16 protein-coding genes are annotated in these 21441 nt (G+C 64.6%); 15 read left to right on the top strand and 1 reads right to left on the bottom strand.

Features of this window, described 5'->3' with window-relative positions; genetic code table 11:
• The first annotated feature begins 8 nt into the window (after positions 1-8).
• The 10 genes from cobA to ASF04_RS03210 all read left to right on the top strand — a co-directional run bounded on the left by cobA (position 9) and on the right by ASF04_RS03210 (position 13719).
• Positions 9-779 carry a uroporphyrinogen-III C-methyltransferase gene (gene cobA / locus ASF04_RS03255; RefSeq protein ID WP_056138071.1) on the top strand — a complete coding sequence of 257 codons (771 nt, stop codon included), beginning with the start codon at positions 9-11 and terminating at the stop codon, positions 777-779.
• A 304-nt stretch (positions 780-1083) separates the two neighbouring features.
• A complete protein-coding gene (locus ASF04_RS03250) occupies positions 1084-2388 on the top strand; it encodes an MFS transporter (RefSeq protein ID WP_056138069.1) in 1305 nt (434 codons plus the stop codon).
• Between the two features lie 23 nt (positions 2389-2411).
• Positions 2412-4940 carry a nitrite reductase large subunit NirB gene (nirB, locus tag ASF04_RS03245; RefSeq protein ID WP_056138067.1) on the top strand — a complete coding sequence of 843 codons (2529 nt, stop codon included), beginning with the start codon at positions 2412-2414 and terminating at the stop codon, positions 4938-4940.
• 10 nt (positions 4941-4950) lie between these two features.
• Positions 4951-5298: a nitrite reductase small subunit NirD gene (gene nirD, locus ASF04_RS03240; protein ID WP_056138066.1), complete on the top strand. Its 348-nt coding sequence runs from the start codon at positions 4951-4953 to the stop codon at positions 5296-5298.
• The gene (locus ASF04_RS03235) at positions 5295-6533 is read left to right on the top strand and encodes an NAD(P)/FAD-dependent oxidoreductase (RefSeq protein ID WP_056138065.1); all 1239 of its coding nucleotides are present in this window, start codon (positions 5295-5297) and stop codon (positions 6531-6533) included. Before nirD ends, ASF04_RS03235 begins: the two co-directional genes overlap by 4 nt.
• Positions 6534-6561: 28 nt before the next feature.
• Positions 6562-9306 (top strand): nitrate reductase, encoded by a 2745-nt coding sequence (locus ASF04_RS03230; RefSeq protein ID WP_056138064.1) that lies wholly within the window; start codon positions 6562-6564, stop codon positions 9304-9306.
• Between the two features lie 75 nt (positions 9307-9381).
• The gene (locus ASF04_RS03225; RefSeq protein ID WP_056138063.1) at positions 9382-10752 is read left to right on the top strand and encodes a glutamine synthetase family protein; all 1371 of its coding nucleotides are present in this window, start codon (positions 9382-9384) and stop codon (positions 10750-10752) included.
• A 94-nt stretch (positions 10753-10846) separates the two neighbouring features.
• Positions 10847-11974 (top strand): ABC transporter ATP-binding protein, encoded by a 1128-nt coding sequence (locus tag ASF04_RS03220; RefSeq protein ID WP_056138061.1) that lies wholly within the window; start codon positions 10847-10849, stop codon positions 11972-11974.
• A gap of 9 nt (positions 11975-11983) precedes the next feature.
• Complete coding sequence (locus tag ASF04_RS03215) at positions 11984-12877, top strand: ABC transporter permease subunit (protein ID WP_056138059.1); 894 nt, start codon at positions 11984-11986, stop codon at positions 12875-12877.
• Complete coding sequence (locus tag ASF04_RS03210; protein WP_019923761.1) at positions 12874-13719, top strand: ABC transporter permease; 846 nt, start codon at positions 12874-12876, stop codon at positions 13717-13719. Before ASF04_RS03215 ends, ASF04_RS03210 begins: the two co-directional genes overlap by 4 nt.
• Before the next feature lie 32 nt (positions 13720-13751).
• Here ASF04_RS03210 and ASF04_RS03205 read toward each other — a convergent pair whose 3' ends face one another.
• Positions 13752-14891 carry an MFS transporter gene (locus ASF04_RS03205; protein ID WP_056138057.1) on the bottom strand — a complete coding sequence of 380 codons (1140 nt, stop codon included), beginning with the start codon at positions 14889-14891 and terminating at the stop codon, positions 13752-13754.
• A 111-nt stretch (positions 14892-15002) separates the two neighbouring features.
• Between ASF04_RS03205 and ASF04_RS03200 the strand changes: the two genes are divergently transcribed.
• From ASF04_RS03200 to ASF04_RS03180, 5 genes are read left to right on the top strand one after another with little or no spacing between them, the layout of a single operon-like run.
• Positions 15003-15761 carry a gamma-glutamyl-gamma-aminobutyrate hydrolase family protein gene (locus tag ASF04_RS03200; RefSeq protein WP_056138055.1) on the top strand — a complete coding sequence of 253 codons (759 nt, stop codon included), beginning with the start codon at positions 15003-15005 and terminating at the stop codon, positions 15759-15761.
• 18 nt (positions 15762-15779) lie between these two features.
• Positions 15780-17150 carry a glutamine synthetase family protein gene (locus ASF04_RS03195; RefSeq protein WP_056138053.1) on the top strand — a complete coding sequence of 457 codons (1371 nt, stop codon included), beginning with the start codon at positions 15780-15782 and terminating at the stop codon, positions 17148-17150.
• Between the two features lie 29 nt (positions 17151-17179).
• Entirely contained in the window at positions 17180-18592 is a 1413-nt protein-coding gene (locus ASF04_RS03190) for an aspartate aminotransferase family protein (protein WP_056138051.1), read from the top strand.
• A gap of 1 nt (position 18593) precedes the next feature.
• Complete coding sequence (locus tag ASF04_RS03185; RefSeq protein WP_056138049.1) at positions 18594-20081, top strand: aldehyde dehydrogenase; 1488 nt, start codon at positions 18594-18596, stop codon at positions 20079-20081.
• A gap of 18 nt (positions 20082-20099) precedes the next feature.
• Entirely contained in the window at positions 20100-21437 is a 1338-nt protein-coding gene (locus tag ASF04_RS03180) for a glutamine synthetase family protein (RefSeq protein ID WP_056138047.1), read from the top strand.
• Positions 21438-21441 lie beyond the last annotated feature (4 nt).

Below are 21441 nucleotides of genomic sequence, written 5' to 3'. Positions count from 1 at the left end.
AATAAATGATGACTACCCAAGGCAGTGTCACCCTGGTGGGCGCCGGACCCGGCGACCCGGAACTGTTGACCATCAAGGCCGTGCGCGCCATCGAACGCGCCGACGTGCTGCTGATCGACGACCTGGTCAACCCGCAGGTGCTGGACTACGCACCGGCGAGTGCCCGCGTGGTCCAGGTAGGGAAACGCGGCGGCTGCGCATCGACGCCGCAGGAATTCATCGAGCGGCTGATGGTGGCCGAAGCGCGCGCCGGCCGCCACGTGGTGCGCCTCAAGGGCGGCGACCCGTACATGTTCGGGCGCGGCGGCGAGGAACGCGCCACCCTGCGCGCGCAGGGCATCGCGGTGGACGTCATCCCCGGCATCAGCAGCGGCCTGGCCGCGCCGACCAGCATCGGCGTGCCGGTCACGCACCGGTCGTGGAGCCAGGGCGCCACGTTCGTCACCGGCCACGGCAAGGATGCGGCATCGGAGCCGAACTGGCAGGCCCTGGCGCAAAGCCGGCTGACACTGGTAATCTACATGGGCGTGGCGCGCGTCGAGTCCATCGTGGCCGGCCTGCTGGGCGGTGGCGCAGCGCGGGACACGCCGGTGGCGGTGGTGCAGGCAGCCACGCGCGACAACCAGCGCAAGCTGCTCACCACCCTGGGCGAGCTGCCCGTCGCGCTGCGCGAGAGCGGCCTCGGTAGCCCGAGCATCATCGTGGTCGGTGACGTGGTGCGCTGCGCCGACGACTGGCAGGACCTGGCAGCGGCCGCACCGCTGCAGGCCAGCGCCTGACGGCTGGCTGCACCGCCATGGCGCACTGATACCGTGCGCCATGCACCGCCAGCTCGCACCAGCTGGTATTGTCATCTGCGCACCAATTCCCCGCAAAGCCGCATTCTCCCTCTGTAGCGCCCTCAAAACCCCATCTGGCACGCCTCTTGCAATAGCTAAAGCAAGAGGTCAACGGCGATCTCCCTGCAGCACACGAATACATAGCCGGTCCAAAGACGGACTGGCAGGACAACGGCGTCCGCCCAACCCGGTCTTTATGGCCCGGTTGCGCGGGCGCCTTTTTGTTTTCTGAACGGGATAAAAAATGGCCAGCAAAGCTAACAGCATCAAGCTCCTCTCGATTTCAACGCCGCAGATGCGGGCGTTCCACCTGACCTGGATGGCGTTCTTCGTCTGCTTCTTCGCGTGGTTCGCCTGCGCGCCGCTGATGCCCGTCATCAAGGGGGAGTTCAACCTCTCCGGCGCGCAGATCGCCAACATCAATATCGCTGCCGTCGCCATCACGATCCTGGTGCGCCTGATCGTCGGCCCGCTGTGCGACCACTTCGGCCCGCGCAAGACTTACACCGGCCTGCTGCTGCTCGGTTCCATCCCGGTCATCGGCGTCGCCTTTGCCCAGAGCTACGAAAGCTTTTTGTTCTTCCGCCTGGGGATCGGCGCGGCTGGCGCCAGCTTTGTCATCACCCAGTACCACACCTCCGTCATGTTCGGCCCGAAAGTGGTGGGCACCGCCAACGCGGCAGCTGCCGGCTGGGGTAACGCGGGCGGTGGCGTGGCGCAAGCCGTGATGCCGCTGTTGATGACGGCGATGATCATGCTGGGCGTGTCCGACACCTTCGGCTGGCGCGCTGCGCTGATCGTGCCGGGCGTGCTGATGATCGTCATGGCCTTTGTTTATTATCGCTACACGCAGGACTGCCCGCAGGGTAATTTCAGCGAGCTGCGCGCCGCCGGGATTGCCATCGACGGCGGCAAGAAGGGCGGCTGGGAGAGCTTCAAGCTGGCTGCCGCCAACTACCGCGTGTGGCTGCTGTTCATCACCTACGGCGCCTGCTTCGGTATCGAAATCTTCATCCACAACATCGCCGCCATTTACTACGTCGATCATTTCAATCTCACGCTGGGCCAGGCCGGCATGGCCGCCGGCAGCTTCGGTTTGCTGGCGCTGTTTGCCCGCGCCCTGGGCGGCTGGGCTTCGGACAAATTCGCCGCACGCGGCAACCTCAATCATCGCGTCACGCTGCTGTTCGTGCTGATGCTTGGCGAAGGTGCGGGCCTCTTGATGTTCGCCCACGCCAGCACTGCCGTCCTGGCGATTGGCGCCATGCTGATCTTCGGCCTGTTCACCCACATGGCCTGCGGCGCGACCTACGCCGTGGTGCCGTTCGTCGATAAACGCGCGCTCGGTGGCGTGGCCGGCATCATCGGCGCCGGCGGCAACGTCGGCGCGGTGGCCGCAGGCTTCCTGATGAAGGGAATGGGCGACGTCCAGCAGACGCTCTCCATCCTCGGCATCGTGGTGGCAGCCACCGCCCTGTGCGCACTGGCGGCGCGCTTCTCCAGCAGCACCATCGAAGAAAACGTCATCGCCTCCAAGCTGGCAGCGTAGTTACAACGTCAAGGAAGAAAAATATGAAAATCATCGTCATCGGCCACGGCATGGTCGGCCACAAATTCCTCGAGTCGCTGGCCACTGGCGGCGCCCCGAACCTGCAAGTGACCGTGCTGTGCGAAGAGGTGCGTCCCGCCTACGACCGCGTGCACCTGTCGGAATTCTTCTCCGGTAAAACGGCGGAGGATCTCTCGCTGGTCAAACCGGGCTTCTTCGAGCGCGACGACATGGTGCTGCGCCTGAACACCCGCGCCACCGCCATCGACCGCGCCAATAAAACCGTGACCACCGGCGACGGCGATGTGCTCCCGTACGACAAGCTGGTGATCGCCACCGGCTCTTTCCCGTTCGTGCCGCCGCTGCCGGGCAAGGACCGCAAGGACTGCTTCGTGTACCGCACCATCGAGGACCTGGAAGCGATGCTCGAATGCGGCGCGCGCTCGAAGACCGGCGTGGTCATCGGCGGCGGCCTGCTGGGCCTGGAATGCGCCAAGGCGCTGCGCGATTTAAAGCTCGAAACCCACGTGGTGGAATTCTCGCCGCGCCTGATGGCGGTGCAGGTCGATGAAGGCGGCGCGCGCGTGCTGCGCCGGAAAATCGAAGAACTGGGCGTGACCGTCCATACCGGCAAGAACACCACGGCCATCGTTGACGGTGTCGATGGCACCCACCGGATGGAATTCGCCGACGGCGGCCACCTCGATGCCGACATGATCGTGTTCTCGGCCGGCATCCGCCCGCGCGACATGCTGGCGCGCGAGTGCGGCCTGACGGTGGGGCCACGCGGCGGCATCGAGATCAACAACAATTGCGTGACGTCCGACCCGGACGTGTATGCGATCGGCGAATGCGCATTGTGGGGCGGCCTGATTTTCGGCCTGGTGGCGCCGGGCTACGAGATGGCCCGCGTGGCGGCCAAGCACATGCTGGGCGAAGCGGGCGAGTTCGCCGGCGCCGACATGAGCACCAAACTCAAACTGATGGGCGTGGACGTGGCCAGCATCGGCGACCCGCACGGCAACGTGGCAGGCAGCCGCTCGTACCAGTTCACCGACGAGCGCAAACAGATTTACAAGAAGATCGTGGTCTCCGACTGCGGCAAGTACCTTTTGGGCGGCGTGATGGTGGGCGACGCGGCCGAATACGGCACGCTGCTGCAAATGATGCTCAACAAGATCGAGCTGCCCGAGTCGCCGGAGTTCCTGATCCTGCCGCAGTCCGATGGTGCGGCCAAGCCGGGCCTCGGTGTCGATGCGCTGCCGGAAGGCGCGCAAATCTGCTCGTGCAACGACGTGTCGAAAGGTGCGATCTGCGCGGCCGTGGCCGGCGGCGCCACCACCATCGGCGATGTCAAAAGCTGTACCAATGCCGGCACGTCGTGCGGCGGCTGCGTGCCGCTGGTGACGCAGGTGATGAAGGCCGAAATGAAAAAGCTCGGCATGGCGGTCAACAACCACGTGTGCGAACACTTCGCCTACTCGCGCCAGGAGCTGTTCCACCTGATCAAGGTCGGTCAGATCAAATCGTTCGGCGACCTGCTGGCCAAACATGGCAAGGGCCTCGGTTGCGACGTCTGCAAACCGCTGGCCGCCAGCATCCTGGCGTCGGTGTGGAACGACTTCGTGCTGAAAAAGGAGCACGCCAGCCTGCAGGATACCAACGACTACTTCCTCGGCAATATCCAGAAGGATGGCACGTATTCGGTCGTGCCGCGCATGCCGGGTGGCGAGGTGACGGCCGACGGCCTGATCGCGGTCGGCATGGTGGCCAAGAAGTACGGCCTGTACACCAAGATCACGGGCGGCGCCCGCGTCGACCTGTTTGGCGCGCGCGTGGACCAGTTGCCGCTGATCTGGGAAGAGCTGATCGCGGCCGGCTTCGAATCGGGCCATGCGTACGGCAAGTCGCTGCGCACCGTCAAATCGTGCGTGGGTTCCACCTGGTGCCGGTATGGCGTCGACGATTCGATTGGCCTGGCCATCGAACTGGAAAACCGCTACAAGGGCTTGCGCACGCCGCACAAGATCAAGTTCGGCGTCTCGGGTTGCACCCGCGAGTGCGCGGAAGCGCAGGGCAAGGACGTGGGCATCATCGCCACCGAGAAGGGCTGGAACCTGTACGTGGCCGGCAACGGCGGCATGAAGCCGCGCCACGCCGAGCTGCTGGCCACCGACCTAGATAAAGCCACGCTGGTGCAGTACATCGACCGGTTCCTGATGTTCTACACCCGCACCGGCGACCGCCTGCAACGCACCAGCACCTGGCGCGAAAACCTAGAAGGCGGCCTCGATTACCTGAAACAGGTCGTGGTGCACGACAAGCTGGGCATCGCGGCGGACCTGGAGGCGGACATGCAGCACGTGGTGAACACCTACGCGTGCGAGTGGAAGGAAGCCGTGGAAAACCCGGAGACGCGCAAGCGCTTCCGCCATTTCGTCAACAGCGACAAGGGCGACGAGAACGTGCTGTTCATGGAAGAACGCGGCCAGATCCGCCCAGCCACCGTGGAAGAACGCAAGCGCGTGATTCCGATTGCCGTTACCGCCTGAGGAGAATGCCATGCATCGCGATATTCAAACCGACCACTGGATCGCCGTCTGCCAACTGGACGACATCGTCCCCAACACGGGCGTGTGCGCCTTGCTGAACGGCGCCCAGGTAGCCGTGTTCCACGTCGATGACGGCGACTCACGTGTGTTCGCCATCGAGAACTACGATCCCAACTCGGAAGCCTCGGTGCTCTCGCGCGGCCTGGTGGGCAGCGTGGGCGAACGCATCGTGGTCGCGTCGCCGATCTACAAGCAGCATTTCGATTTGCAGACCGGCGAATGCCTGGAATCGCCGGCGCACTCGGTGGTCACGTACCCGGCGCGCATCGCCGACGGCACAGTGTGGGTAGGCCTGTGAATACGTCCGAGGCCCCCGCCGCCAGGCAGGCGCTGGTCGTCATCGGCAACGGCATGGCCGGCATGCGCACGGTCGAGGAGCTGCACAAGCTGGCGCCTGACCTGTACGACATCACCGTGTTCGGCGCCGAGCCGCATGGCAATTACAACCGCATCCTGCTCTCGCCGGTGCTGGCCGGCGAAAAGAGCATGGACGACATCATGCTCAACACGCGCGAATGGTATGTCCAGCATGGCATCACGCTGCACGCCGGCGACCCGGTCCTGCACATCGACCGCAAGAAGCGCATCGTGCGCGCGCGCTCGGGCCTGGAGGTGCGCTACGACCGCCTGCTGATCGCCACCGGCTCCAAACCGTTCATCATTCCCGTGCCCGGCCACCAGCTGCACGGCGTACTGGCCTTCCGCGACATTCAGGACGTGGAAACCATGCTGGCCATGGCCCGCAACCACCGCCACGCGGTCGTGATCGGCGGCGGCTTGCTGGGACTGGAAGCGGCCAACGGCCTGCAACGCCAGGGAATGTCGGTCACGGTGGTGCACGTGGGCGACGCGTTGATGAACCAGCAGCTCGACAAGCCCGCTGCGCTGCTGCTGCAAAAGGCGCTGGAAGCCAAGGGCTTACAATTTCTGATGAACGCCCATACCGCCGAAATCACCGGCACCGACCGCGTGACCGGCGTGCGCTTCAAGGACGGCACCGAGATCCCGGCCGACCTGGTAGTGATGACCGCCGGCGTGCGTCCCAATATCGAGCTGGCCAAGGCGGCTGGCCTGCATTGCGACCGCGCTATCGTGGTCGATGACACCCTGCAAACCTATGATCCGCGCATTTATGCCGTGGGCGAATGCGTGCAGCATCGCAGCGCCACGTTTGGCCTCGTCGCGCCGATCTGGGACCAGGCGCGCGTGTGCGGCGCCCACCTGGCTGGCGCCGGCGTGCGCCGCTACGTGCAGCAAACCTCGCCCACGCGCCTGAAAGTGACCGGCGTGGACCTGTACTCGGTCGGCGACTTCATCGGCGGCGAGGGCAGCGAAGACCTGGTGCTGCGCGATGCCCGCCGCGGCGTGTACAAGCGGCTGGTATTGAAGGACAATCGCGTGACCGGCGCCGTGCTGTATGGCGATGTGAAAGACGGTCCGTGGTATTTCGGCCTGATCCAGAACCGCACCGACATCAGCGCCATCCGCCAAAACCTGTTGTTCGGCGAGGCGCTCAGCGCCAGGGCCGCGTAGCAAAACTTTTCCAGATAGCGAGCCAACCTTGAACCTGTCCCAAGACCATCTTGCCATCCGCCCGATCTCGCCGGTGGGTACCGTCCGCACCACCTGCGCCTATTGCGGCGTGGGCTGCGGCGTGAGCGCCACGCCGCAGGCCGACGGCACGGTCGCCATTGCCGGCGACAAGCTCCATCCCGCCAACCTGGGACGCCTGTGCGTCAAGGGCTCGGCACTGGGCGAGACGGTGAGCCTCGACGGCCGCCTGCTGTATCCGCAGGTGCGCGAGGCTGATGGCCTGCGCCGTGTGTCGTGGGACGCGGCGCTGGACCAGATGGCCGCCAAGTGGCGCGCCGTCATCGACGAGCATGGACCGGATGCGGTGGCGCTGTACGTTTCGGGCCAGCTGCTCACCGAAGACTACTACGTCGCCAACAAGTTGATGAAGGGGTACGTGGGCAGCGCCAATATCGACACCAACTCGCGCCTGTGCATGTCGTCGGCGGTGGCGGGCTACAAGCGCGCGTTTGGCGAAGACCTGGTGCCGCTGTGCTACGACGACCTGGAACTGGCCGACATGGTGGTGCTGGTGGGGTCGAACACCGCGTGGTGCCACCCGATCCTGTTCCAGCGCATTTTGAAGGCGAAGGAGGCGCGCCCGGACATGAAGCTGGTCGTGATCGACCCGCGCCGCACCGCCACCTGCGAGCTGGCTGACCTGCACCTGCCGATCAAGTCCGGCACCGACGTCTGGCTGTTCAATGGCTTGTTGAGCTACCTGTCGCGCATCGGCGCGGTCGCTCCCAATTTCGTCCTTGAGCACACCAACGGCTTCGATGCCGCGCTGGCCGCCGCCAACATCGACTGCGCCGATCCGGCAGCTGTCGCCAAGGTATGCCGCATCGATCCGGCTTTGCTCCTCGAATTCTATGAAGCCTTTGCAGCGACCGCCAGGACCATCACCGCGTACTCTATGGGCGTCAACCAGTCGTCTGCCGGCACCGACAAGGTCAACGCCATCATCAATTGCCACCTGATCGGTGGCCGCATCGGCCAGCCGGGCATGGGGCCGTTCTCGATTACGGGCCAGCCCAACGCCATGGGCGGGCGTGAAGTCGGTGGCCTGGCCAATATGCTGGCCGCGCACATGGACCTCGAGCGCGCCGACCACCGCGACGTGGTGCAGACCTTCTGGGACTCGCCGGCCATGGCCGACAAGGGCGGCCTGAAAGCCGTCGACCTGTTCCAGGCCATCGAAGACGGCAAGGTCAAGGCAGTGTGGGTGATGGCGACCAATCCGATCGTCAGTCTGCCCGACGCCGACCAGGCCCGCCGCGCCCTGGCCAAGTGCGAGCTGGTGGTGGCATCCGACATCATGCAGAACACCGACACCAATGCGTACGCCCACGTGCTGCTGCCGGCGCTGGGCTGGGGCGAGAAGGACGGCACGGTCACCAACTCCGAGCGCCGCATCTCGCGCCAGCGTGCCTTTTTGCCGGCGCCGGGCGAGGCGCTGGGCGACTGGAAGATCATCTCGCTGTTCGCGCAGCGCATGGGTTACGCCGGTTTCGACTTTCCTGACGCCGCTGCCGTGTTCGACGAGCACGCACGCCTGAGCGGTTTCCGCAACCACGCCGAAGCTATCCCGCGCGCGTTCGACATGTCCGGTCTTGCCGGCCTGTCGCGCGACGCGTACCAGGAACTGGAACCGGTGCAGTGGCCGGCGCGGCGCGATGCCGCCGGTGCCATCCAGAGCGAAGCGCGGCTGTTTGCCGACCGCCGCTTCGCCCACGGCGACGGCAAGGCGCGCTTCATCGCTACCGCTACCCGGGCGCCGGCCAATGCCGTGTGCGAAGACTATCCGCTCACGCTCAACACGGGCCGCGTGCGCGACCAGTGGCACACCATGACGCGCACTGGCAAGTCGCACACGCTGGCCGACCACATCTCGGAATCGTTTGTCGATATCCACCCGCAGGACGCACTGCTGCACGGCGTGCGCGAGGGTGAACTGGCGCGCATCAGCTCTGCCTGGGGCGCCATGGTGGCGCGCGTGCAGCACGGCGGCGGCATCGCCCGTGGCAGCGTGTTCATCCCGATCCACTGGAACGGCCAGACGTCGTCGGACGCGCGCGTGGGCGCCCTGGTCAACCCGGTGGTCGATCCGGTGTCGGGCGAGCCGGAGTTCAAGCACACGCCGGTGCGCATCGACCAGTTCCGCGTCAACTGGCACAGTTTTATTCTGAGCCGTACCGAAGTGAATCTCGACAGCGTGGCGCACTGGACCCGCATCCAGGGCAAGGCGTTTGCGCGCTACGAGCTGGCGGGCCGCAACAACATCGGCGACTTCGGCGCCTGGGCGCGCGCGCTGCTGGGCGTGGCGGACCTCGATGCCGACTGGCTCGAATACGAAGACAAAACCGCCGGCGTCTATCGCGCCGTGCACGTGGTGGACGATCGCATCGAGCAGTGCATTTTTCTGTCGCCGCGCCAGGACATGCCGTCGCGCGCATGGCTGGCCAGCCTGTTCGCCAAGGATCAACTGAGCGAGATCGACCGCGTGGGCCTGTTGGTGGGCATGCCGGTGGAGAAGGGCGCCGACACCGGTCCGACCGTGTGCTCGTGCTTTGGCGTGGGCCGCAATACCATCTGCAACGCCATTGTCGAGCAGAACCTGGAGACAGTGGCGCAGGTGACGGCGTGCCTGAAGGCGGGGGGCAACTGCGGTTCGTGCGTCCCCGAGATCAAGAAGATCCTCGTGCACACGAGGGCGGAGCTGGCTGCTGGTTGACCAGGCGGGGTTTAACTATTTACCAAATATGGTAAATTAGATCACCGATCGCTTGATCACCACCAGAGAGCGAACATGTCAATCCGTGAAAACTTCTCCGATGCCGATATGGACGCGTGGCTCAACGAGAACCGCGTCACTGAAATCGAATGCCTGGTACCTGATTTGACTGGTGTGGCGCGTGGCAAAATCCTGCCGCGCGCGAAATTCACGCAAGACCGCGGCATGCGCATCCCCGAAGCGGTGCTGGGCATGACCGTCACCGGCAACTACCCCACCGCCAACGCCGCCTACGACCGCGCCATCTCCGCCACCGACCGCGACATGATCCTGCGCGCGGACCCCGGCAGCATCACCACCGTGCCGTGGGCGCAGGACCCCACCGCGCAGGTGATCCACGACTGCTATTTTTCCGACGGCACCCTGGTCGATTACGCGCCGCGCTCGGTGCTGCGCCGCGTGCTCAAGCTGTACGCCGACCGCGGCTGGCAGGCCGTGGTGGGGCCGGAACTCGAGTTCTACCTCACCGAGAAAAACATCGACCCCGACCTGCCGCTGCGCGCGCCGGTGGGGCGCAGCGGCCGCGCCGAAACCAGCCGCCAGGTCTACAGCATCGACGCCGTCAACGAGTTCGACCCGCTGTTCGAGGACATTTACGACTACTGCGCGCTGATGAACCTCGATGTCGATACGCTGATCCACGAGACAGGCGCCGGCCAGATGGGCATCAACTTCCAGCACGGCGACGCGCTGGCCCTGGCCGACAACCTGTTCTACTTCAAGCGCACTTTGCGCGAGGCGGCGCTCAAGCACTCCATGTACGCCACCTTCATGGCCAAGCCGATGGCCGGCGAGCCCGGATCGGCCATGCACGTGCACCAGAGCGTGAACGACCTGGCCACCGGCCGCAACATCTTTACCGATGCCGACGGCGCGTCGTCGCAGCACTTCCGCCACTACATCGGCGGCCTGCAACGCTACACGCCGGCGGCGATGGCGATCCTGGCGCCGTATGTCAATTCGTACCGGCGCATGGTGCGCCACACGGCCGCACCGATCAACGTCCAGTGGGGCATCGACAACCGCACCGTGGGCTTTCGCATTCCGATTTCCGGCACCGGCCAGCGGCGCGTGGAAAACCGCATCATCGGCGCCGACGCCAACCCGTACCTGGCCATGGCCGTTACGCTGGCGTGCGGCTACCTGGGCATGGTGGACCAGATCGACCCGTCGCCGATGATCACGGGCAGCGCCTACGACCACGACCACGAACTGCCGCAAGGCCTGCCGCAGGCGCTCGAGGGGCTGCGCCGCGAAGACCGGCTGCGCGACATCCTGGGCGAACGCTTCATCGACGTGTACACGGCGATCAAGGAACTCGAGCACCAGGAGTTCATGACCGTGATCAGCCCGTGGGAGCGGGAACACTTGTTGCTACATGTTTGAAGCGCTGCATTTATAATCACGGGTTCGAAAAAAACGATGACGGCGCAGCGGCCAGCCGTCGTCGCTTTCATCCATCCATTTATATTTTTACAATATGACCCCAGAGCGAGCTGCTGAACCTTTTCTCCTGATCCGCAACCTGGTCAAGGACTTCGATGGCGTACGCGCCGTCAATGATGTCTCCGTGGCGATCAACAAGGGCGAGATCTTCGCGCTGCTCGGCAGCTCCGGCTGCGGCAAATCGACGCTGCTGCGCATGCTGGCCGGTTTCGAAGCGCCCACCGCCGGCGAGATCATCCTGGCCGGCCAGGACATCGTCGGCGTGCCGCCGTACCAGCGGCCCATCAACATGATGTTCCAGTCGTACGCGCTGTTCCCGCACCTGTCGGTGTGGGACAACATCGCCTTCGGCCTGCGCCGCGACGGTTTGCCAAAAGACGAAATCGCCGTCCGAGTGGAGAAAATGCTGGCGCTGGTGCAGCTGTCCGAATACGGCCAACGCAAGCCGCACCAGCTGTCCGGCGGCCAGCAGCAGCGCGTGGCGCTGGCGCGCAGCCTGGCCAAGCGGCCGCAGTTGCTGCTGCTCGACGAGCCGCTCGGCGCGCTCGATAAAAAGCTGCGCGAACGCACCCAGATGGAGCTCGTGTCCATCATCGAGGAAGTGGGCGTGACCTGCGTGATGGTCACCCACGACCAGGACGAAGCTATGAGCATGGCCACCCGCATCGCCGTCATGAGCGCCGGCCGCATCCTGCAAGTGGGCGCCCCCGACGAAATCTACGAGACGCCCAATTGCCGTTTTGTCGCGGACTTCATCGGCAGCGTCAATCTGTTCAACGGCAGCGTGACCGAGGACGAACCCGATCACGTGATCATCGATTCGCCGGAAGGGCGGCACTACATCACCCACGGCATCACCGGCACGCTGGGCATGCCGGTGGCGGTGGCCGTGCGCCCCGAAAAAATCGCGGTGCAGGCAGAGGCACCGACCCTCGAGCAGCGCGCCAACGCCAGCGAGCATGGCTACAACTGTGTGCAGGGCACGATTACCGCGCTGGCGTATTTCGGCAACGAGACGCTGTATCACGTGCAGCTCGATACCGGCATGAGCATCAAGGTCTCGCGCACCAACGCCGCCCGCCACGACGCCGCCGCGCTCAAGCGCGACCAGCGCGTGTATGCATGGTGGGACGGCGCCGATGTCGTGGTGCTTACCAGCTAGGGCGCGGCCATGAACTTCCTCAAGAACTTTTTCACGGGACGCCGCTTCGTCATCGCCGTGCCGTCGCTGTGGCTCACGTTCGCCTTCCTGGTGCCGTTCCTGATCGTGCTGCGCATCAGCTTTGCGGAAGCCGATGTCGGCGATCCGTTCGGCACCCTGGTCACGGTGGCCGATGGCGTGATGACGCTCAAGGTCAAGATCTCGAACTACCTGTTCATCCTGCAGGACGACCTGTACGTGCTGACGTATCTCAGCTCGCTCAAGTTCGCAGCGATTACCACCGCGCTGTGCCTGTTCATCGGCTACCCGTTCGCCTACTTCATGGCGCGCGCCAAACCGTCGATCCGCCCGGTGCTGCTGATGCTGGTGATGATGCCGTTCTGGACCTCGTTCCTGCTGCGTATCTACGCGTGGAAGGGCATCCTGGCCAACAACGGCATCCTGAATAACTTCTTGATCGGGATCGGGGCGATTACCGAGCCGCTGCAACTGATGAACACCCAGTTCTCGCTGATCATCGGCATGACATACGCGTATCTGCCGTTCATGATCCTGCCGCTGTACGCCAACCTGGTCAAGATGGACGTGCGCTTCCTGGAAGCGGCGGCCGACCTGGGCGCCACGCCGTTCCAGGCATTCTGGCGCGTGACGGTGCCGCTATCGAAATCCGGCATCATCGCCGGCTCGATGCTGGTGTTCATTCCATCGGTGGGCGAGTACGTGATACCCGAGCTGCTGGGCGGCCCGGACACGCTGATGATCGGCCGCCAGCTGTGGGACGAATTCTTCACCAATAACGACTGGCCGCTGGCCTCCGCCGTGACGGTGGTTGTGATCATGCTGATCCTCGTGCCGATGGCGATCTTCAACAAGTACAAGTCGGAACAGGAGGACGGCCGATGAAAACCAATACGAGTTTCATGCAGCGCTGGTTCGGGCGCGGCTGGCTGTCGCTGGGATACCTGTTCCTGTACCTGCCCATCGTGGTGCTGGTGGTGTTTTCGTTTAACAGCTCGCGCCAGGACATGGTGTGGAGCGGTTTTTCGCTGCAATGGTACGCGGCGCTGATGCAGGACACGGAAATCATCAACGGCCTGGGGCTCTCCTTGCGCATCGCCGTGATGACGGCGTTCGCCTCGGTGGTGCTGGGTACCTTTGCCGCGTTCGTGCTCGATCGCTACCGGCGCTTTACCGGCCGCACGATCTTTGCCGGCATGGTCAGCGCGCCGCTGGTCATGCCCGAGGTGATCATCGGCCTGTCGCTGCTGCTGATGCTGGTGTCGGTGCAAAAGGCGTTCGGTTTTCCCGAGCGGGGACTGACCACGATCTGGATCGGCCACACCTTGCTGGGCATGGCCTATGCGGCAGTGGTGGTGCAATCGCGCTTGCAGGAGATGAGCAAGTCGCTGGAAGAAGCGGCGATGGACCTCGGCTGCCGGCCGTACCAGGTGTTCTTCCTGGTCACGCTGCCCAACATCAAGCAGGCATTGGGCTCCGCGTGGCTGCTGACGTTCACGCTGTCGCTCGACGACGTGGTGCTGTCGGCGTTCCTGTCCGGTCCCGGTTCATCGACCATGCCGATCGTGATCTTCTCGCGCGCACGGCTGGGGCTCGATCCCCGCGTCAATGCGGTGGCCGCGCTGACCATCCTGGTCGTGACCATCGGTGTGATCGCCTCGAGCCTGTACATCGCTCGTGCCGAACGTTTAAGACAGAAGCAAATCTCCTCAGCCGGCAAGGATTAACAGCAACTGCCTCGGCAGGCGCTCTTGGCGAATTAAGGGCGCCGGCGATACTCCCACCAGGCGCAGGCGACAAACGCCGCCGCGCCGCACCACATCACTGCCGGCAGCGCGTTGATCCCCACCGAGTGCATCAGCACTCCGGTCAATAGCGGCCCGCCGCTGCTGGTGATGCCCCAGCTGGCATTGAGAATGGCGCTGGCCGCCACCAGCCGTGCGCCCGTAAAACGCTGGCCGCAGGCCACGATCGACAGCATGTAGATCGCCCCCGCCGCCGCGCCCAGCATCAGGAGCACCGTCCACCACAGCCACGGCGTGCCTGCAGCAGACGGCAGCACCGGCAGCAGCACGCACACGGCGATGCCGCAGCCGGTATGCACGCGGCGGCGCCCGAACCGGTCGGCCAGCCAGCCGAACGGAAATTGCAGCAGCGTGTCGCCCACCAGCACCACCGTGGCCGACAGCAGCGCCAGTTCGGTGGCGATGCCCTGGCGGATCGCGTACAAGGGCAACAGGCTCAAAGCCAGCGTATCGAACAGCGCGAAGAATGCCGCGCCCATGGCGATCATCGGCATCTGCGGCAGCACCAGGCGCCACGGCGCCTGTGCTTCATCGTCGGCGTTTTGTGCGCCACCGCGTATCAGCGCCATGCCGGGCAGGGCGAGCAAGAACAGCGCGCCGGCAGCGGCAAAGGCCCAGCTGATCTGATCTTCCACCGCCGCCACCAGCGCGGGACCGACCAGCTGGAACAGCGTAAACGCAGTGGTGTACATGGCCACCACGCGCCCGCGCGCGTTGCCCGGCGCCAGGTGGTTGACCCAGGCTTCGCCCACGGTAAACAGCACGCCCATGCAGGCACCGAAGATAAAGCGCAGCAAGCCCCACACCAGCAGATTGTCAGTGGCTTCCATCAGCGCGGTGGACAGGCCGCCGACGACGATTGCCGCGATCATGCAAGCGCGCGCGCCATACCGCGCCACCCAGCGCGAGACGAACGGCGTGACGGCCAGGATGCCCAGCGCGCTCACTGCCGTGACCATGCCGATGATGTCGGTGCCGATGCCGCGCTGGTCGAGCCGCAGGGCGGTCAGCGGAATGGTTGCGCCGAGTCCCAGCCCGACCACGCCGATGCTGGCAACGAGCGCGATGAAGTCGCGCCACGGCAGGTTTTTCATGGGGTGAAGAAGGTCATGCGCGGCAGGTTTTAACCTGGGTCAAGTAGCAGTAATGGCAATCATACCAAATTAGGCTTATGATCAAATCTGCTTCATATTTCACAGAGCAATATGCGCAGCCCCATCGTTCTCGTTCCCGCCTGCGTCAATCCGGTTGGCGCCCATGCGGCCCATACCGCGCAGTTCAAGTACGTGGCTGCCGTTGCCGATGGCGCCCGCTGCGCGCCGCTGATCATGCCGGCGCTGGGGGATGCCACCGATTTCGACGCGCTGCTCGATCTGGCCGACGGCATCCTGCTCACCGGCTCTCCATCGAATGTCCACGCGGGCCTGTACGGCCAGGCGGTGCTCGATCCGGCGCTGCCGCTCGACGCCGCGCGCGACGCCACCACCTTGCCCCTGATCCGCGCCGCCATCGCGCGCGGCATTCCGCTGCTGGCGATTTGCCGCGGCTTCCAGGAGGTGAACGTGGCGCTGGGCGGCACGCTGCACCAGTTGGTGCACAGCGTGGCCGGCATGAGCGACCATCGCGAACACAAGGGCCATACGATGGAAGAGCAGTACGCGCCAATCCACCGCGTGCTGGTGGAACCGGGCGGCGTACTGGCGCGCACACTGGGTGGCGTGGAGCAGATCATGGTCAACTCGCTGCACGGCCAGGGCCTCGATCGGCTGGCGCCAGGGCTGGCGATCGAGGCCCGCGCCGACGACGGCCTGGTCGAAGCCTACCGCGTGCAGGACGCCACCGGATTCACGCTCGCGGTACAGTGGCACCCAGAATGGAAGCTGATGGACAACCCTGATTCCCTGAGACTGCTGCAAGCGTTCGGTGACGCCTGCCGCCACTATAAAAACACCAGAACAACGTAACATCACCGGAGAGATTTGATGGCGATACGCGAAAACTTCACCTACACCGACATGGACGTGTGGCTCAACGAAAAGCACGTCACCGAAATCGAATGCCTGGTGCCCGACCTGACCGGCGTGGCGCGCGGGAAGATCCTCCCGCGCGGAAAATTCACCCAGGAGCGCGGCATGCGCATCCCGGAAGCAGTGCTGGGCATGACCGTCACCGGCAACTACCCGGTCGATGATGCAGCCTACGACCGCGCCATTTCCAGCACCGACCGCGACATGATCCTCAAGGCCGATCCCACCACGATTACCATGGTGCCGTGGGCCAGCGACCCTACCGCGCAGGTGATCCACGACTGCTATTTCGCCGACGGCCGCCTGGTGGACTTCGCCCCGCGCTCGGTGCTGCGCCGCGTGCTCAAGCTGTACGCGGACCGGGGCTGGAAGCCGGTGGTGGCGCCCGAGCTGGAGTTCTACCTCACCGCCAAGAACACCGATCCCGATCTGCCCTTGCGCCCGCCGATCGGCCGCAGCGGCCGCGCCGAGACCAGCCGCCAGGTGTACAGCATCGACGCCGTCAACGAGTTCGATCCGCTGTTCGAGGACATCTACGATTACTGCGAAACGATGAATCTCGACGTCGATACGTTGATCCACGAAATCGGCGCAGGGCAAATGGAAATCAACTTCCTGCATGGCGATCCGCTGGGCCTGGCCGACAAAGTGTTCTTCTTCAAGCGCACCTTGCGCGAGGCGGCCCTCAAGCACGATATGTACGCCACCTTCATGGCCAAACCGATGGCCGGAGAACCGGGATCGGCCATGCACGTGCACCAGAGCGTGGTCGATATCAAGACCGGCAAAAACATCTTCAGCGCCGACGACGGTTCCGCCGCGCCGATTTTCAAGCACTACATCGGCGGCCTGCAGCGCTACATGCCGTCGGCGATGGCGATCGTGGCGCCGTACGTCAATTCGTACCGCCGCATCGTGCGCCACACGGCCGCACCGATCAACATCCAGTGGGGCATGGACAACCGCACCGTCGGCTTCCGCGTGCCGGAATCGGGCGTGAACGATCGCCGCGTGGAAAACCGCATCATCGGCGCCGACGCCAACCCCTATTTGGCGCTGGCCGTCACGCTGGCCTGCGGCTACCTGGGCATGATCGATCAGATCGAGCCCACGGCCATGACCACCGACAGCGCCTACGACCTTGACGTGGAACTGCCGCAGGGACTGCCCGAGGCGCTGCAACTGCTGCGCCGCGAAGACCGGCTGCGCACCGTGCTCGGTGAGCGCTTCATCGATGTCTATGCCGCCATCAAGGATCTCGAACACCAGGAATTCATGACCGTCATCAGCCCATGGGAGCGCGAGCACCTGCTGCTGCACGTCTGACCCAGTAACAGACACACGGAGACCAGAACATGACCATCCAGCTCAAAGAACTGTACGACACCGCTGCCATCCAGAAGCTCGACACGGCGCACTATATGCACCCGTTCACCGACCACAAGGCGCTTGGCGCAAAAGGTGCGCGCGTGATGGTGCGCGGCGAGGGCATCTACCTGTGGGACTCGGAAGGCAACAAGATCCTCGACGGCATGTCGGGGCTGTGGTGCGTGAATGTCGGTTACGGCCGCAAGAGCATTTCGGACGCCGTGTACCGCCAGATGGAGACGCTGCCGTTCTATAACAGCTTCTTCAACACCACCAATGTGCCGGCCGTCCTGCTGGCCAATAAACTGTCGGCGATTTCGCCGGCGCAGTTCAACCACGTGTACTTCACCGGCTCCGGGTCCGAGGCCAACGACACCAACCTGCGCATGGTGCGCCGCTACTGGGACGTATTGGGCTACAAGGAACGCCACACCATCATCAGCCGCCACAATTCGTACCACGGCAGCACGGTGGCCGGCGCCTCGCTCGGCGGCATGACCGACATGCACGCCCAGGGCGGCCTGCCGATTCCGGGCATCGTCCACATCGGCCAGCCCAATTACCTGGAGTCGGGGCGCGGCATGACCGAGGACGCATTCGGCATCGAGGCGGCATCGTGGCTGGAGCAGAAAATCCTCGAAGTGGGGCCTGACAAAGTTGCTGCCTTTATCGGCGAGCCGGTGCAGGGCGCCGGTGGCGTGATCATCCCGCCGGCCACGTACTGGCCCGAGATCCAGCGCATCTGCGACAAGTACGGCATCCTGCTCATCGCCGATGAAGTGATCTGCGGCTTCGGCCGGCTGGGGCGCTGGTTCTCGTCCGAACTGTTCGGCATCAGGCCCGACCTGATCACGTTCGCCAAGGGCGTCACGTCCGGCTATATCCCGCTCGGCGGCGTGCTGGTGGGCGACCGCGTGGCCGAAGTATTGATCGGGCAGGGTGGCGAGTTCAATCACGGCTTCACCTATTCCGGCCACCCCGTCGCGTGCGCGGCTGCGCTGGAAAACATCCGCATCCTGGAAGAAGAAAAGCTCATCGAGCGCGTGGCCGACGATACCGGCCCGTACCTGAAGCAGCGCTTTGCCGAACTGGCCGATCATCCGCTGGTCGGCTACGCCGACAGTTGCGGTTTTGTCGCGGGCCTCAACCTGGTGCGCACCAAGGCCGGCAACCCGCATGACAATGTGGCGTTCGACAGCGAGCTTGGCGTGGGCATGGTGTGTCGCGGCCATATGTTCGGCAACGGCATGATCATGCGCGCCGTCGGCGACCGCATGATCATCGCGCCGCCGCTGGTGATGACGCGCGAACAGATCGACGAGATGATCGCCCTGATCCGGCATTGCCTTGACCTCACCTACGCCGACGTGCAACAGCGCGGCTGGCTACAGGGAGAATGACATGACCGCAGCCTCGTGGCATGACCGCGCCGCCGCCATCACCCCAGACGGCCGCGCACTGATCGGCGGCCAGCGGGTGTGGGCGCAGGGCGGCCAGCAGTTCGACAACCGCTCGCCCATAGACGGCCGCTCGCTCGGCATGGTGGCGCGCTGCGATGGGCAGGATATCGATGCGGCGGTGGCCAGCGCTCGCGCCGCGTTCGAAGCGCGCGCGTGGGCCGGCAAGGCGCCGGCGCAGCGCAAGCGCGTGCTGATCAAATTTGCCGATTTGATCCAGCAGCACGGCGCGGAACTGGCGCTGCTCGAGACGCTCGACATGGGCAAACCGATCAAGTACAGCCAGACTGTCGATGTCGGTGGCGCCGCCAATTGCATCCGCTGGTACGGCGAGGCGATCGACAAGATCTACGACGAAATCGCGCCCACGGCCGACAGCAGCCTGGCCCTGATCACGCGCGAGCCGGTGGGCGTGGTCGGCGCCATCGTGCCGTGGAATTACCCGATGCTGATGGCTGCCTGGAAGATCGCGCCGGCGCTTGCCGCCGGCAACAGCGTGATATTGAAACCTTCAGAAAAATCGCCATTGACCGCGCTGCGCTTGGGCGACCTGGCGCTGCAGGCGGGCATTCCTGCCGGCGTGTTCAACGTGGTGCCCGGCTACGGCAACGAAGCCGGTGCTGCACTGGCGCTGCACATGGATGTCGATTGCATTGCGTTTACGGGCTCCACCCGCGTGGGCAAGCAGATCATGCAGATGGCAGGGCAATCGAACCTCAAGCGCGCGTGGATGGAATTGGGCGGCAAGTCGGCCAACATCGTATGCGCCGATTGCCCGGACCTCGATGCGGCGGTAGCTGCTGCCATCGGCTCGATCTACTTCAACCAGGGCCAGAGCTGCAACGCGCCATCGCGCCTGTTCGTGGAAGAGGCTATCAAGGAGCGCTTCCTGGAAAAAGCGCTGGCCATGATGCCGTCGTTCGCACCGGGCGATCCGCTCGACGAAAACACGGTAATGGGCGCCATCGTCGATGCCACCCAGCTCAATACCGTGATGGGTTATATCGAAGCCGGCAAGGCCGGTGGTGCGCGCCTGCTCGCTGGTGGCGCTCGCGTGCGAGACGGTACCGGCGGTTACTTTGTCGAACCCACCCTGTTCGACCAGGTGGAGAGCGGCATGACGATTGCCCGCGAAGAGATTTTCGGCCCGGTGCTGTCGGTACTGAGCTTTACCGACTTGAACGACGCGATCAGGCAGGCCAACGGCACCGTGTACGGCCTGCACGCGGCGGTGTGGACGTCGGATTTGACGAAAGCGGTGCAGACCTCGCGCGCGCTGCGGGCTGGCACCGTGCACGTCAACCAGTACGACAACGACGACATCACCGTGCCGTTCGGCGGCTACAAGCAGTCGGGCAATGGCCGCGACAAGTCGCTGCACGCGTTCGACAAGTACACCGAGCTGAAAACCACCTGGATCCAGATCGGATAAACCATCGGGAGAGCGGTCATGACGCAGGCAATGAGGGATTTTCTGCGCGAGCGTAACATCCACGAAGTCGAATGCGTGATCGCCGACATGACCGGCATCGCGCGCGGCAAAATCCTGCCCAAGGACCTGTTCCTGGGCGAGGGCGAAATGCGCCTGCCCAAGAGCGTGTTACTGAACACCGTCAACGGCGAGCAGCCCAACAACCGGCCGTACGTGGGCGTGACCGACCCGGACATGATCTGCGTGCCCGATCCGGCCACCCTGCGGCAAGTGCCGTGGGCGGCGGAAAATGTCGCGCTGGTCATCCACGACTGCCAGAACTTCGACGGCACGCCGGTGGGCCTGTCGCCGCGCGCAGTGCTGCGCCAGGTGCTCAAGCTGTATGCCGAGCAGGGTTGGCAGCCGGTGGTGGCGCCGGAGCTGGAGTTCTACCTGGTGGCGCGCAGCAGCAATCCGCACGAGCCGCTCACGCCGCCGCTGGGCCGCAGCGGCAAAGTGGAATCTGGCCGGCAGTCGTATTCGATCGACGCCGTCAACGATTTCGATCCGTTCTTCCTCGAATTGTCCACCTTCTGCAAGCAGCACCAGCTGGGCGTGGAAACCCTGATCCACGAAGCGGGCGCCGGCCAGATGGAAATCAATTTTACCCACGGCGAGGCGCTGGAGCTGGCCGACCGCGTGTTCCTGTTCAAGCGCGCCGTGCGCGAGACGGCGCTACGCCACGGCATCTTCGCCACCTTCATGGCCAAGCCGATGGAAGCGGAGCCGGGCAGCGCCATGCACATTCACCAGAGCGTGCTCGATGCGGCCACCGGCGCCAATATCTTCAGCCAGGAAGACGGGAGCGCCAGCGGCCTGTTTTTCAGCTATATCGCCGGTCTCGAACAGTTTGCGCCGGCGGCCACCTTGCTGTTCGCGCCGCACGTCAATTCGTACCGTCGCCTGTCGCGCTTCATGTCGGCGCCGACCAATGTGCACTGGGGTTACGACAACCGCACCTGCGGGCTGCGCATCCCCAACTCCACGCCGGCCAACCGCCGCGTGGAAAACCGCGTGCCGGGCGTGGACGTCAACCCGTACCTGGCCACGGCCGCCACGCTGGCCTGCGGCTACCTGGGCATGACGCAGCGACTGACCGCCTCGCCACCGATGGCCGGCAGCGCCGAGCAGGTGCACGACCACTTGCCGCGCAACCTGGAGGACGCGATAAACCGCCTGCGCGAATGCGCGCCGCTGCGCGATATCCTCGGCGACCTGTTCGTGGCAGCATTCTGCGAAGTGAAGGAACTTGAATTTGCCACTTATAGCCGCGTGATCAGCTCCTGGGAGCGTGAGCACCTGATGCTGCTGGTGTAGGAGG

Source organism: Duganella sp. Leaf61 (genome assembly GCF_001421905.1).
Classification (GTDB): domain Bacteria; phylum Pseudomonadota; class Gammaproteobacteria; order Burkholderiales; family Burkholderiaceae_D; genus Rugamonas; species Rugamonas zoogloeoides.
The sequence above is the reverse complement of the archived record's forward strand: the minus strand, read 5'-3'. Positions and strand labels throughout refer to the sequence as shown.

What these genes read in the sequence shown, in the direction of transcription:
- ASF04_RS03250 (WP_056138069.1), top strand. Translation starts at nt 1,084, where the DNA reads ATGGCCAGCAAAGCTAACAGCATCAAGCTCCTCTCGATTTCAACGCCG.
- ASF04_RS03215 (WP_056138059.1), top strand. Translation starts at nt 11,984, where the DNA reads ATGAACTTCCTCAAGAACTTTTTCACGGGACGCCGCTTCGTCATCGCC.
- ASF04_RS03185 (WP_056138049.1), top strand. Translation starts at nt 18,594, where the DNA reads ATGACCGCAGCCTCGTGGCATGACCGCGCCGCCGCCATCACCCCAGAC.
- nirD (WP_056138066.1), top strand. Translation starts at nt 4,951, where the DNA reads ATGCATCGCGATATTCAAACCGACCACTGGATCGCCGTCTGCCAACTG.
- ASF04_RS03195 (WP_056138053.1), top strand. Translation starts at nt 15,780, where the DNA reads ATGGCGATACGCGAAAACTTCACCTACACCGACATGGACGTGTGGCTC.
- ASF04_RS03220 (WP_056138061.1), top strand. Translation starts at nt 10,847, where the DNA reads ATGACCCCAGAGCGAGCTGCTGAACCTTTTCTCCTGATCCGCAACCTG.
- ASF04_RS03190 (WP_056138051.1), top strand. Translation starts at nt 17,180, where the DNA reads ATGACCATCCAGCTCAAAGAACTGTACGACACCGCTGCCATCCAGAAG.
- cobA (WP_056138071.1), top strand. Translation starts at nt 9, where the DNA reads ATGACTACCCAAGGCAGTGTCACCCTGGTGGGCGCCGGACCCGGCGAC.
- ASF04_RS03210 (WP_019923761.1), top strand. Translation starts at nt 12,874, where the DNA reads ATGAAAACCAATACGAGTTTCATGCAGCGCTGGTTCGGGCGCGGCTGG.
- ASF04_RS03205 (WP_056138057.1), bottom strand. Translation starts at nt 14,891, where the DNA reads ATGAAAAACCTGCCGTGGCGCGACTTCATCGCGCTCGTTGCCAGCATC.
- ASF04_RS03225 (WP_056138063.1), top strand. Translation starts at nt 9,382, where the DNA reads ATGTCAATCCGTGAAAACTTCTCCGATGCCGATATGGACGCGTGGCTC.
- ASF04_RS03200 (WP_056138055.1), top strand. Translation starts at nt 15,003, where the DNA reads ATGCGCAGCCCCATCGTTCTCGTTCCCGCCTGCGTCAATCCGGTTGGC.
- ASF04_RS03180 (WP_056138047.1), top strand. Translation starts at nt 20,100, where the DNA reads ATGACGCAGGCAATGAGGGATTTTCTGCGCGAGCGTAACATCCACGAA.
- nirB (WP_056138067.1), top strand. Translation starts at nt 2,412, where the DNA reads ATGAAAATCATCGTCATCGGCCACGGCATGGTCGGCCACAAATTCCTC.